Below are 13,906 nucleotides of genomic sequence, written 5' to 3' on the forward strand. Positions count from 1 at the left end.
ATATTAGCCCGAATGGAGCACGCTCTTTTTCGGTTCAAATTCTCATTAAGTTCAAACGATTGAACAATATAAACTTAAAAACGAACAAAAACACAAAAAACCTATGACACACAAGGCCTAAGGTTACATTATTAGTTTTGTTTATTTTAAAAAAACTATTATTTTTGTTCAAACGTTTGAACAAAAATATAAAAATATTTTACAATCAAGAAAAAAACAACCATAAAAGATATTGCCGAAGCTTTGGGTTTAACACCTTCAGGCGTTTCAAAAGCACTTAATAACCATCCAAGAATTAGTGATAAAACTAAAGACGATGTGCGTAAAATGGCAAAAAAATTAAATTACCAACCTAACCGTTTAGCTACAGCTTTACGCAAAGGTAAAAGTAACTTGGTTGGGGTTATTATTCCTAGAAATAATAGTAACTTTTTTTCATCGGTGGTTGAAAATATTGAAGGGGTTTTAAACGAAAAAGGCTATAATGTTATCATTTCACAATCTAACGAATCTCACGAAAAAGAATGTGATTGTATTGATGCGCTGTTAAGTGCGCAAGTTGATGGTATTATTGCTTCTATGGCTAACGAAACCACCAATTTAAAATACTACGAAAAAATTAAAGAAAAAGGCACACCATTAGTGCTTTTTGATAGAGGTGAAAACGATTTAAACGTAGATTATATTTGTATTGACGATTATAATAGTAGCCACAAAGTAGTTGAACATTTAGTTAACCAAGGTTGCAAACGTATAGCACACATTGCTGGTTACAAACACATTAGAATTTATAAAGAACGTGAAATTGGTTATAGAGATGCCTTAAAAAAACACAATTTACCTATTGAAGATGAACTTATTATTGAAAGCAGTTTGAGGCTGGAAGATGGCAGACGTATTATGCAACAGCTTTTAGAGTTAAAAGACAGACCCGATGCGGTGTATGCTTCTGGAGATTATGCCGCTTTAGGTGCATTGCAAGTAATGCAAGAAAACAATATAAATGTACCCGACGATATTGCTTTAATTGGTTTTAGTAATGAACCTTTTACGTCATTTGTATCACCAGCCATTTCAACAGTAAATCAGCATAGTGAAGCCATGGGGAAATTGGCTGCCGAAACATTTTTAAACCGTATTGATGCACCAAATAAAAAGGTAACTTTAAATAAAATTACCTTAAATACTGAATTGATTATTAGAATGTCTTCAAATAAAACTAATTACTGATTAGCTTTACTTTTAATGGGTTTTCAACTTTTTTAGCAAACGCACTTAAATACTGCTCCCAAGCTTGTTGGTTTTTAAATTGTTTGCTTTCACTCCATGTAAAACCTGCATAATACACCACACTATTATTAACTGTTTTTAAGTGCATGAAAGCATTGCTTAAATCTTTTTTATCTGTTTCATATTTTTCACTGCCAATAAAATATATTGATGGTGTTACAATAGCTGTTCCTAACTCTGCATTAGCATGTGGTTGCCAGTAGTTAAGCCATGTTTCTCCGTGTTTTGATGTAACAACACCATCATTTTCATGTAGAGTTAAACCTGCCGAAATTGTATTAACACCCTGAATATTTACTTCAAACTTTGATAAATTGCTTCCATAATCTAAACTTATAATTCTGGATTCTTTAATTGGTGTGCCTTCTGGCCCCCAAATATCATATTCCACATAAAAACTGGTTCTTATAGGTCCTGTTGCGATAGTTTTATGCTTTGTGAAGTTTTTTGAAATATAAAACACGCTATCTTTTTTGTAGGCTAAACCACCAACACCTCTACTTTTACCAACATGAAAATTATCTAAACCCTCACCAGTATCTTCATGATAGCTACCTGTTTTTTCAGTATATTTTTTGTACCATTTGTTTATAATTGGGTATTCAACTTTTTTTAACCAAGCATCAACACCGCTAGATAAAGTGGGTTCTGGTAAATTATTTTCAAATCTGTATTGCGCGTTTGGGCCAAAAATTCTGAAAGCTACTTTATTATTTTCCCAAGCATAATCATCTGTTCTTTCGGGCACAAATCTTGAATAGCAAACAGCAGTAACACTATCATTTTTAACAGTTTCAACTATTTTATATGTGTTTGTTGCATTGGCTTTTATGTTAGGCTGAAAAAGCAACAAATCGTGCACACCATCTGCATCTGTGTCAACTAATTGCGATGTTAAAACTTCATTTGTTTCAACATTTTGTATTGCTAAACCTTCTAAATTTTGAAGATTTAAAACAGCTTTTGAAAGCTCTATGGTTTCAAAACTTCGGTCTAAATCAAGTGTGTTTTCAACTTGAAATGTTATACTACTTTCTTTTTCACAAGAAAAAAACATGCTTAATATAGATGCAACGGTTAATACCTTTAGAGCTTTCATATCTGTTTATTTTAGTTGTTATCTTAATTCTGAAATATTAGCCATATCCATATCTGAATAATCTAAATTTTCGCCTGCCATACCCCAAATAAAGGTGTAATTACTGGTACCAGCTCCTGAATGAATAGACCATGGTGGTGATATAACTGCTTGTTCGTTTTGCATCCAAATATGTCTTGTTTCATTGGGTTGCCCCATAAAATGACAAACCGATTGCCCTTCTGGAACTTCAATGTAAAAATACACCTCCATACGACGATCATGCACGTGCGCTGGCATGGTATTCCATACATTTCCTGTTTTTAATGATGTCATACCCATTTGTAATTGGCACACATCTACAACGCTATTTACAATGTATTTTCTAAGCGTTCTGGCATTTGCTGTTTCATTGGCACCTAATTCTACTACTTCAACATCATTAACACCTATTTTTTTATTTGGAAATGCTTTATGTGCCGGTGTTGAATTTAAGTAAAATTTTGCAGGGTTATTAGCATCGGCGCTAGAAAACACAACAACTTTATTTCCTTGTCCTAAGTAAAGTGCTTCTTTATTTTCAATTTCAAAAACGTTACCATCAACAGTAACAGAGCCTTTACCGCCTATGTTTATAATACCTATTTCTCTTCGCTCTAAAAAGAATTCAGACTTTAACTCATCAACTGTTTCAAGTGTAACATCATTTTGCGGTACAACGCCAGCTACCATAAACCTATCATAATGAGAATACACCCAGTTAATTTCATTTATAGTCATAACATTTTCTACCAAAAACTCGTCTCTTAGGGCATTAGTATCCATTTGTTTTACTTCTCTTGGAGAAGCCGCATATCTTACTTGGCTATTCTTTATCATTTTTAGTTTTGTTTGATTATGATTGTAAAATTAGTGATTTATTTTAAAAATACAATCGATTGTATTTTTAAAATTTACTATATTGAACATCTATTTACATATATTAGCCCACTAATTAAAAAAGGCTCTTTTTATTTAACCTAAAACCTTAGGCTTTTAAATATGAAAAAAGGTGAACAAGTAACTATACACGACATAGCTAAAGCTTTAGGCATTAATAGTTCTACGGTTTCTAGAGCCTTAAATGATAGTTCGCGCGTTTCAAAAAAAACCAAGCAAAAAATACTTAATAAAGCTACAGAACTTGGTTACCAACGCAACACTTTAGCATCTAACTTAAGAACCAATAAAACCAATACCATTGGTGTTATTGTGCCTAGAATTTCGCGTAATTTCTTTTCTAGTGTTATTTCTGGCATTGAAGAAACCGCACAAGAGGCTGGTTATAATGTAATTATTTGCCAATCGTTTGAAGATTTTGAAAGAGAGCAAAAACTTATGGAAACATTATTAGCCAATAGAGTTGATGGTGTTTTAATTTCCATATCAATGCAAACCGAAACGTTTGATCATTTAATGCCGTACTTAAAACATGGCGGACCCATTGTTTTTTATGATAGGCCCTGTAAACTTGAAAATTGCTCTAGTATAAGTGTTGACGATTACAAAGCTAGCTTTATGGCTACAGAACATTTAATTGAAAACGATTGCAGAAATATTGTTCATTTTTCGGGACCACAAATAAATCCGTTATACAAAAACCGAAAACAAGGCTACGTTGATGCTTTAAAAAAACATGGTTTAAATTTTAATGAAGATTATTGTTTAGAGTCTAAATTATCTGAAAATGATGGTGTTGCTTTTGCTAAACAAATAATAAAAATGGGAAATGTTGATGGCATTTACTCATCAAACGATACGGCCGCTATTGCTGCAATTCAGTATTTAAAAAATTCTGGCATAAATATACCAAAAGATATTGCTGTTGTTGGGTTTAATAATGATCCTATTTCATCGGTTATAGAACCTTCTTTAACTACTATTAATCAGCCAGATTTTGAAATGGGTAAAACAGCTGCTTCTTTACTAATAAAGCAAATACAAGATAAATTGTTTAAAAAAACATCAAAAGTTTTAGATGTTGAATTAATTGTTAGGCAATCTTCACAACATAAAACAGTTTAAAATTACCATGTAATTTGAATGGTTTTGGTTTCTCCTGCATTAAAACTGAGCAATACACTATCACCTTCTACTTTAGTTGTTTTATTATTAACTTTTATTTCAGTAATTTTTTTTCGTAATTGAAATTTTATTGTTTGCTTTTTACCACTAGATACTTTGGTGTTCATTGTTTTTTCTGGCATGTTCCACTCTAAATATTCTATTTTAGCATGTGTTCTGCACAAAACCCCAGCAATATTTCCTTTTTGAAATTTATGAGATAATGCAGGTAAAAACTCAATAACACCCGGCTTTGAGAACACCAACATTTCTAAAATTACAGCAGGAATAGAGTGTAAAGCGTCTGTGTTATAAATAATTTTTGGGTTGTGCGATGTTACCAAACTATTGTATAGGTAATTATTTTTCATTAAGAATAATAAATTACCATATACTAAATTGGCTTTTTTTAATCGGGTAGCAATAAGCGCCGTATGTGCTAAACCATGTGCGCTACCATTGCCTCTTCCTCTTTTTTCAATAGCAATGTTAGAAGCATTAAAAAGGGCTTTATTTTCTGGAGAAATTTCTAGTCCTGGCCAAACAGGATACAAATGTGAAATGTGCCTATGGTTATAATTATCTGCTAAATCTGCTCTTGCCCATTCCTTTAAAGCTCCATCATCATTTATTAAATACGGTGGTAATTTATGTAACATAGTTTTCCAAAGAGCCACTTTTTCATCATTTAAATGTAATTCATTATTTATTTTAATTAAGTTTGTGAGCAACTCTTTTATTACCGCAATATCCATGGTTGCATTTGCTACAGCGCCTAAAGTATCTCCATTTGGTAAAATTGCTGTATTTTCTGGAGAGTATGATGGGCCTATTAAAAAATTACCATTATCATCATACGTGTCTAAAAAATCTTCATAAAACAACGCTGTTTTTTTCATCATAGGATATAACCTTTCCTTCATAAAAGTTACATCACCAGTACATTGGTAATATTCAAAACAAGGCAATAGAAGCCACTCTACGCCCGCAGTCCAATAATTACCTGGCCACTCACCAAAGTGCGTATGTAAATTGCGTCTGCCCGATGTTCTGGTTCCAGACACGTAACCACGGCAGCCAAACAGGTTTTTGGCATTTATTTCCCAATCTGGTGCAATGCGTTCTAATAGCGTCATATAACTATTAATTGCTTCTTTTTGATTTGCCAAATTAGCGGCTGCTATTTGTAAATTTATATTAGCATCTAGAGTAAAATCTCCAGACCATCTAGGTCTCCAAGTGCCATTCCAAATACCCATTAAGTTGGGTGGATTTTTTCCGCTACTAGAAATTAAACCATAAATTCCCATATTAAAAACCTTTTCTAAAAGATAAGGGTTGATGTCTGTTTCAGTTTTTTGATTGTTTATTAAAGCTTCGTTTGAACCATCTAAAAAACCTGTTTTATCTAAATGAAGTGTTATACGGTTAAACATTTCTCCATGAATGGTAGCGTGTGTTTTTAAAAGATTATTATAAGAAGGTAAACTACTAATATAATTTTTTGCCTGTGAAACAACTGAGGCTGAGTAAGGCTCAACCGGTATTACTTTAGCAATAATTTCAATAGCATTGGCGTTTTTAACCGAAATTTCACGACCATCAGAGGATAGTGTACCACCTTCATTTTTAATACACATAATAACCTCATAACCTCTATCTACTAGTTGATATTTACTACGAAAGGTTATCCAATTTTCATTTACATCTATTTCAGGAAACTCTACTAAAGGGTTATTAAGCTTCTGCCATTTATCTGGAAATAGCATTTTTACATTTTGTTGTATCCCTGACTCTTTATCTTTTTCAGTTTGATTTGTATCAATTTGATGTGCCAGCGTAAAAGATGCATTAATAACTTGTGCTTTACTACTTTTAAGTTTGGTAGCTATTACATTGTTTGGCCTTGAAACAAATGATGTTCTTGTGTATTGAATATTATTAGCAAGCCACTGCACGGTTATTTCACCATTTTCATAATTTAATTGCCTTTTATATTTTGAAACGTCTCCATCAAACTTCTGGTTGATATTTAAAACACATGCTGGATGGTACGGGTCTGTCCATAAAATATCTTGATACCCTCGTTTTTTAGCCAGTTTAAGTATTTCGGTTTTTGCTTCTTTATATTTTGTATGCTTTATTAGTTTTTTAACTTTTGGCATAATATCGCCAACCACTGGTGGCTCTATTGCCTCAGTACCAATATATTCGTAAAGCATTTCATGGTTAAAAATAATTTTTTCTTCTTGTGGGTTTCCGTATACCATTATACCCATTTCACCATTACCACTTATTAAAGCGTTTTGCCAGTTGGCAGCCACTGTTTCAGAATAATTTGTATACGTTTCACGTTTATTTTCAACTTGTTTTTGGCAAGATATAAGAACAGATATAATAACTATTAAAGTGCTATTTTTTAAAAATATGTTCATAAGTAAATAATTATTAAGTGTTCATTAATGTAATTTATACTATATACTTTACATTTTATTGTAAAACCTGCTTTTTCCATGTTTCCCAATCGTTTAAAACATGGTTTAACCAAGTGGGTCTTTCACCAAGCCTATGTGTTAGTTGCGCTTCAAATAAAGATTCTGGGTATACTTTTTTACCTAAACTTTCTGAATAGCCAATGCTAGATTCTACAAAGGTGGTTTCTGAACCATGAAAACCAACCACAACTGGTTTAGCCACAGCAAAACCCCAATAGAGACTTTTGGGGTTATCTTTATTTGGTTGCATAGACCAATAATTATAATCCTTAACCGCTGGCCCTGTTTGTTTGAAATTCCATAATGTAAAACCTTTCATGTGGTGAGGCTCTACTTTATAATTGCCACCGTTACCAGTCATATTATAACCTTCATAACAATCATATAAAGTTGCTCTGGTATACCCTGAATGCAAATCGAAACCTCTACCTTGAGGTGCAGATATTCTCCATGCAACATTACCAGCTGCCATGTGAGAAGCATCAATACCATGCCATTGCCCATAATCTGTTTTATCTAACCATAATCCTGTAAGGTTTCTAGTTCCAAAGGTCATTTCTACAGAACCGTGCCCTTGTTTTCCATCAATAATATTCATAATTACAGAACTTGAGATACTGCCTGTTACCCTAACGGCACTGTTTACATTAGAGAAAACGCATCGTCTAATCCAGCTATTAGCCACATGTGCCATATTAACACCTTTCCAACCACTGTTATGTATTTTATTTTTGTGATGAACAAATTTTTCTTGGAAATTACCAATAATGTGTATGTCTTCAAAACCACATTCTGTAATTACTTCATGTGGCGCAGCATACCATCCATATTCAGGCTTAACATCTGTTAATAAAGGGTGCTCTAAAATAATGGTGTTTTCTTTAATTGCTTTTATTTTATGAATTTCATTAGCCGTAACACCTTTATTATTAATGCGTTCCCATTGCGGACGGGTAACTATATCACCAAGAAAATCTTTTACACATTCTTTATTATATGGCATTACCAAAATAATATGGGTAAGTCCTTTAAATTTAGAGGCATCTTTTACCTGTATTTCGTTGCTTCCTTCAGAAGAAAACGTTGTTATTGCGCTGGTTACGGCGTAAGGCCTTGATGATATGTTTGTTGAACAAAACGCATCATAATCTAGTTCTTTAGGCCTAAATGTAAACATGTGCGGACCAATCCATTTAAACACATTTTTATCATGCCTCATATAATCTTGCATAAAAATTTCGGTTCCACCTGGTCCAGCCCCTTCACCCTTCAAAATAATATTAGAATGATTAATTTCAAAACCTTTATAATTAACACCTTTACATACCACATATCTTCCTTTTGGAAAAAACACAACACCTCCTTTAGCATTTTCTGCTGCATTAATGGCGGCATGAATAGCTGTATCATCTGCTATTGTATCATTAGGTATAGCGCCGTAGTCTGTAATGTTAAAATAAGGGTAATTTAATTGAGACACGTTGGGTATATTTTTCTCTCCAAAAGCATATCCAGCTCTAGAGTAATCTATTAAAACAGACTTCACTCCTTTTTCTGTATCTTCCTTATAAGTCTTCCAAACCTTTGCTTCTTTTTGGGCTATTATTGGGTTTGTTGAAACCATAATTATAAGCAAAACAGGTATTAAATTAACGGAGTTTAAAATTCTCATAATATTTATTAAGGCTTTAAAAAGTTTAGTTATGCTAATATCTATTTTTTCAATGTTTTAAACAGGGATTTTTCAGTACTATTTAGGGTACGTTTTATTCAATACATTATTAAAAAGAAGTTACAATACTATATATTCTTACTTAGAAACAAAACAACCATAACTTACACGTTTTCAACATAAGCGAATGATTTACCCCCTATTTTAAAATTTATATTACCTCGGTTTTGTTTAATTATTAATGTTCTTTGGAGTACCAACAATTAACTAATTATTTTATGAAACAAACTAAACTCAAAACATTAGTAAGCAATCATGTTTTGCTGTGCTTTTTTGCACTCTTAACAAGTATGACAGCTATTGCTCAGAAATCTATTAAAGGAACGGTTTCTGATAAAAGTGGTCCTTTACCAGGAGCTAATATTATTGTAAAAAATACTAGTAATGGTACACAAACAGATTTTGATGGTAACTTTACCCTAAACAACGTAACTAATAATGACATATTAGTAATAAGCTTTTTAGGTTATAAAGGCAAAGAAGTTACTATTGGAAACCAAACTACATTAAACATAACTTTAGAAGAAGATAGCCAATCTTTAGATGAAGTGGTAGTGGTGGGTTATGGCACACAAAGAAAAGCAGATTTAACAGGCTCTGTTTCTACCATTAAAGGTAATTCATTCACAAAAGCAGCCACACCAAACTTAAATGCTAGTTTAGCGGGTAAAATTACTGGTGTAACGGCCATGTCTAGATCTGGTAGCCCGGGCTCTGAAGATATTGATTTTTTTATTCGTGGTAAAAGTACTTTTAATGATGGCAACAACTCGCCTTTAATTTTAGTTGACGGTGTAGAGCGCGGTATGAGCCGTATTAACCCAAACGATATTGAAAGCGTAACGATTTTAAAAGATGCTGCCTCTGCAGCCATATATGGTGTTAAAGGTGCAAATGGTGTGATTTTAATTACTACAAAACGTGCTAAAGAAGGTGTTGCTGAAATTAACTACTCTGGTAGTTTTGGTGTGCAAGACCCACTTTTCTTACCTAAAAGAATGAACTCTTATGAATATGCTACGCATTTAAATGAAGCGCTTTTTAACCTTGCTGAACGCTCTGGTGGCGAATACGTTCCTGAATTTACAGATGAGCAATTAGCTGCCTTTAGAGATGGCACCGGTACTAGTACAGATTGGTGGGGAGAAGCTATGAATAATACAGCGCCTATTCAAACACACAACCTTACCATTTCTAACGGTAACAAAAACATACGTTACTTAACTTCTTTAGAATATTTAAAACAAGATGGTTTATATGACATTTCATCATATAAACGCTACAACTTTAGGGCTAACATTGATAGTGACCTTTCAAAAAGTATAAGCATGTCTTTAAACCTTGCTGGACGTGTAGATGACAGAAACGAATCTGCTGATGAAAACTTCGGATTGATTAACCAAAGTTTTCCAACCTTTGAACCTTATATTGATATAAATGGGCAACGTGAATTACACTGGAACGGTTTAAATGCATCACCAATAGGAGCTTTAAACAACTCAGGTTACAACAGAAACAAAAATTCTAGCTTTCAAAGCACCTTAAGCTTTACTTATAAAGTTCCTTTTATTGAAGGTTTAACTGCTAAATACGCATACTCTTTTGATAGAGATGTGTTTAAACGCAAACAATTTAAAACACCGTATACGTTTTATACAGGAAGTGACCCTATTGCAGATAAAAAACAGTCTATTCCTTCAACAGAACTTACACAACGCATGACGGAAAGAACGCGTAAAACAGGCCAATTTACCTTAAATTATCAAAAAACATTAGGTGATCATTCTTTTGGAGGATTATTTGTTTTTGAACATTCAGATTATTTTAATGAATGGATTGAGGTGTTTAGAGACGGGTTTCTTTCAGAATCTATAGACCAAATATTTGCTGGCTCAACAAACCGTATTGGAAATGATGGTTCTGCTAATGAAAACGCTCGTTTAGGGTACGCTATTCGTGGTAATTACAACTACAAAGACAAATACTTATTTCAATTAAACACACGTTACGACAAGTCTTTTAACTTCCCAAAAGACAATGCTGGCGGATGGTTTCCTGCCCTATCGGCTGCTTGGAGAATTTCAAACGAAAGTTTTATGGAAAACACAGATTGGTTATCTAATTTAAAACTACGTTTTGGTTGGGGTATTTATGGTAATGACCGTATTACACCATATCAATACCTTTCTTTATTTGAATTTAGCGAAACCCGCAACAACCCTTCAGGTACCGTAACTGCAGATGGTTACCAACAAGCCATTTCTCCAGACGTAATTCCAAATCCATTTGTAACTTGGGAAAGAGCAAAAATTTATAATATTGGTTTAGATTACGGTTTGCTTAACAACAAAATAACTGGTGATTTAGAAATATTTAAAAAACGTACCGAAGATTTACTTATTGCCAGAAGAGATATACCAAGAGAAGTTGGTGCTAGTCTTGCTCCTTCAAACTTAGGAATTGTTGAAAACAGAGGTATTGAAGCTTCTATACGTTACAAAAATAACTTTGGAGATTTAAACATGAGTCTGCAAGGAACTTTCACATACGCTACAAGTGAAATTATTGAAATGTCTGAAGCTGCTAATATTCCTGACGGTTTAAGGCAAACAGGCCGTCCTTTTGACTCACGTTACGGATACGTTTCATTAGGGCTTTTTAAAGATGCTGATGATGTAGCAAACTCACCAGACCAATCATTCTTTGGCGATTATCAATCTGGAGATATTAAATACAAAGATATCTCAGGACCAGACGGTGTGCCTGATGGTAAAATTGATGCTAACGACCGTACTTACATTGGCCGTGGCGGTGTGCCAGAAATAGTTTTTGGCTTAAACACATATTTTGCCTATAAAGGTTTTGAATTAAGTGCAGATTTTCAAGGAGGCACACGTTTTACTCACCGTTGGAAACCCTCTCCTTTTGTTAATGACAGTAATGGGCCTGCAGCCTTTACAGATGCTTGGACAGCCGATAACACCAACGGGTGGTTACCTAGGCTTTACCAAGGAAACTCTAGTAACAACGATGCCAATTCAGATTATTGGTTAACAGACGGCTGGTTTGTAAAATTAAGAAACGCAGAGTTTGCTTATAACGTACCTAATTTACCCGTTTTAAAAAACCTTGGTATAGATGCCTTACGTTTAGCTGTTACAGGAAACAACCTTTTATCTATATCAAACATAGATTTCTGGGATCCAGAAGCATCAGACCTTGGTACGCACCCTTGGTACTACATGCAAATGAGAACCGTAAGTTTTGCTATAAACGTAACTTTTTAAACTAAAAAAATTGAAAATGATGAAACATATAAAAATAATATTCTTTATAACATTATCGGCGTTTATACTAGCTGGTTGTGCCGAAGATTATCTTGAAAAAGAACCACTTAATAAAATATCTAGTGCAGCAGTTTTTGAAAACGAAGGCTACACCGAAGCGCTTTTGTATGATATATACAGCTACATGCCTAATGGCTTTGGTTGGGAATCTACAGGGCACAAAGCTCGTGGTTATGGCAGACGCAGCTTTCTAGATTGCACAACAGATATTATTGCAAATAAAAGTGGTTATGTTGAAGCATGGAGGTACGTAGAAGCAGGACAATCGGCCACACAAGGCTGGGAGTTTAGCAATTGGAATGAAAACTACACAGCCATTTTTGAGTGTAACACTTTAATTGAAGGTATAAATGGCTCTTCATTATCTAATAGCACAAAAATGCAATTAATTAAATCTGAAGCCCGCTTTTTACGTGCATTCTTTTACTTTGATTTAGTGAGAAGATACGGCGGCATACCTTTAATTACTGAAGTTCCAGATATATCAGACGTTGAAGCCCTATACAAACCCAGAAATGCAGAATCTGAAATTTATGATTTCATTGATACTGAATTTACTGAAATAGCCGAAATGCTTCCGCTAGCAAAAAACATTAACGCCGCTGGCTCAAAATGGGGGCGCATTTGTAAAGAAGCCGTTTGGGGTTTTCACGGGCGCATGTTATTGCATGCTAAAAGATATGCAGAATCTGCAGCAATGTCTAAAAAAGTAATTGATGCTGTAAATAGCGGAGAAAGTGATCGTGAAATGGCTGCAGATTATGAGGCATTATTCATATCTAAAGGCAATAATAAAGAAGTACTTTTTGAAATACTTTTTGATGGTGTAAATAAAGGCGGTACAGTTGATAATTTCTCGCGTCCACCAAGTAATAGAGGTTCTTGGGGCGGACAACATAACCCAACTGAAGATTTAGTAGCATCATATGAACTTTTAAACGGCTTGCCTGCTACAGTTGAAAATGGTCACGATCCGCAAAACCCATACGTTAACAGAGACCCTAGATTAAGCCAAACAGTACTTCATCACGGTTCTACCTTTTTTGGCCGTACTTATGATTTTGCATGGGTTTATGATAACAGCAATAACACTTGGGGACCAATAGCTAATACTGATGCGCCTCATGCACAAGGTCTAGCTACTATTACAGGCTATTACTTACGTAAATTTATGGATCCAGATGTAGCTGTTGGAGACTTTGGTATGTCTTCACAAAGCTGGATTGTATTACGTTTAGGCGAAGTATATTTAAACTATGCCGAAGCACAAAACGAAGCCGCTGGCCCAGACCAATCTGTTTATGATGCTGTAAACGTTGTTAGAAATCGCTCAAATATGCCAGATTTAGAAGTAAATTATCCAGGATTAGATAAACCAGGAATGTTTGAAAGAATTAAACACGAACGCAAAGTAGAATTGGCTTTTGAAGGACATCGTTTTTGGGATGTTCGCCGTTGGAGAATTGGAAATCAAGTATGTAACGGTAGTGTACCAATTAACCCATTAAACCCTCAAGAAGGAGGCTATGTATCTTGCTGTTACCCGCTAAAACAAGCCGATGGCTCTATTATGTATTTAACACCAAGCACCAAAGATGATGTATTAGCCCCAGGTGACGAAATTTTTAGAGAGCCATACACCAACTTTAGAAGAGCATACATTTGGAATGACCGAAATTATTTAATGCCCATTCCGCAAGCTGCAATGGATAGAAACCCAGAATTAGACCAAAACCCAGGTTATTAATTCATTTAAAATACAAAAACATTATTTTTTTAAGTATTTGTAAGTTAGTTTTAGTTAATGTAATAAACCCTATTCTAAATTTTAGTTTAGGGTTTATTCTTCTTAATTTTCTAT

Annotated in this window: 8 protein-coding genes; 4 read left to right on the plus strand and 4 right to left on the minus strand. The window is 34.0% G+C overall.

Going from position 1 to position 13,906, the window contains the following annotated elements; translation table 11 throughout:
- Positions 1-243: 243 nt before the first annotated feature.
- The gene (locus ACXAG4_RS03285) at positions 244-1,230 is read left to right on the plus strand and encodes a LacI family DNA-binding transcriptional regulator (protein WP_475294645.1); all 987 of its coding nucleotides are present in this window, start codon (positions 244-246) and stop codon (positions 1,228-1,230) included.
- Here the strand turns inward: ACXAG4_RS03285 and ACXAG4_RS03290 are convergent.
- Positions 1,220-2,389: a DUF4861 family protein gene (locus tag ACXAG4_RS03290; protein ID WP_475294646.1), complete on the minus strand. Its 1,170-nt coding sequence runs from the start codon at positions 2,387-2,389 to the stop codon at positions 1,220-1,222. The two genes, ACXAG4_RS03285 and ACXAG4_RS03290, sit on opposite strands and share 11 nt — an antisense overlap.
- Positions 2,390-2,407: 18 nt before the next feature.
- The gene (gene kduI / locus ACXAG4_RS03295) at positions 2,408-3,247 is read right to left on the minus strand and encodes a 5-dehydro-4-deoxy-D-glucuronate isomerase (protein WP_475294647.1); all 840 of its coding nucleotides are present in this window, start codon (positions 3,245-3,247) and stop codon (positions 2,408-2,410) included.
- Between the two features lie 162 nt (positions 3,248-3,409).
- Here kduI and ACXAG4_RS03300 point away from each other — a divergent pair, with 162 nt between their 5' ends.
- A complete protein-coding gene (locus tag ACXAG4_RS03300) occupies positions 3,410-4,432 on the plus strand; it encodes a LacI family DNA-binding transcriptional regulator (protein WP_475294648.1) in 1,023 nt (340 codons plus the stop codon).
- Between the two features lie 2 nt (positions 4,433-4,434).
- Here the strand turns inward: ACXAG4_RS03300 and ACXAG4_RS03305 are convergent, their stop codons facing one another.
- Together ACXAG4_RS03305 and ACXAG4_RS03310 are read right to left on the minus strand one after the other, a co-directional pair.
- Positions 4,435-6,906, minus strand: a complete 2,472-nt coding sequence (locus ACXAG4_RS03305; RefSeq protein WP_475294649.1) for a glycosyl hydrolase family 95 catalytic domain-containing protein — start codon at positions 6,904-6,906, stop codon at positions 4,435-4,437.
- 55 nt (positions 6,907-6,961) lie between these two features.
- Entirely contained in the window at positions 6,962-8,638 is a 1,677-nt protein-coding gene (locus ACXAG4_RS03310) for a DUF4955 domain-containing protein (protein WP_475294650.1), read from the minus strand.
- 278 nt (positions 8,639-8,916) lie between these two features.
- Here ACXAG4_RS03310 and ACXAG4_RS03315 point away from each other — a divergent pair, with 278 nt between their 5' ends.
- Positions 8,917-11,985 carry a SusC/RagA family TonB-linked outer membrane protein gene (locus ACXAG4_RS03315; RefSeq protein WP_475294651.1) on the plus strand — a complete coding sequence of 1,023 codons (3,069 nt, stop codon included), beginning with the start codon at positions 8,917-8,919 and terminating at the stop codon, positions 11,983-11,985.
- Positions 11,986-12,001: 16 nt separating this feature from the next.
- Positions 12,002-13,792 (plus strand): RagB/SusD family nutrient uptake outer membrane protein, encoded by a 1,791-nt coding sequence (locus ACXAG4_RS03320; protein ID WP_475294652.1) that lies wholly within the window; start codon positions 12,002-12,004, stop codon positions 13,790-13,792.
- Positions 13,793-13,906 lie beyond the last annotated feature (114 nt).

The sequence above is a fragment of the Seonamhaeicola sp. ABD4_175 genome, from assembly GCF_056160885.1.

What these genes read in the sequence shown, in the direction of transcription:
- ACXAG4_RS03290 (WP_475294646.1), bottom strand. Translation starts at nt 2,389, where the DNA reads ATGAAAGCTCTAAAGGTATTAACCGTTGCATCTATATTAAGCATGTTT.
- kduI (WP_475294647.1), bottom strand. Translation starts at nt 3,247, where the DNA reads ATGATAAAGAATAGCCAAGTAAGATATGCGGCTTCTCCAAGAGAAGTA.
- ACXAG4_RS03300 (WP_475294648.1), top strand. Translation starts at nt 3,410, where the DNA reads ATGAAAAAAGGTGAACAAGTAACTATACACGACATAGCTAAAGCTTTA.
- ACXAG4_RS03305 (WP_475294649.1), bottom strand. Translation starts at nt 6,906, where the DNA reads ATGAACATATTTTTAAAAAATAGCACTTTAATAGTTATTATATCTGTT.
- ACXAG4_RS03310 (WP_475294650.1), bottom strand. Translation starts at nt 8,638, where the DNA reads ATGAGAATTTTAAACTCCGTTAATTTAATACCTGTTTTGCTTATAATT.
- ACXAG4_RS03315 (WP_475294651.1), top strand. Translation starts at nt 8,917, where the DNA reads ATGAAACAAACTAAACTCAAAACATTAGTAAGCAATCATGTTTTGCTG.
- ACXAG4_RS03320 (WP_475294652.1), top strand. Translation starts at nt 12,002, where the DNA reads ATGATGAAACATATAAAAATAATATTCTTTATAACATTATCGGCGTTT.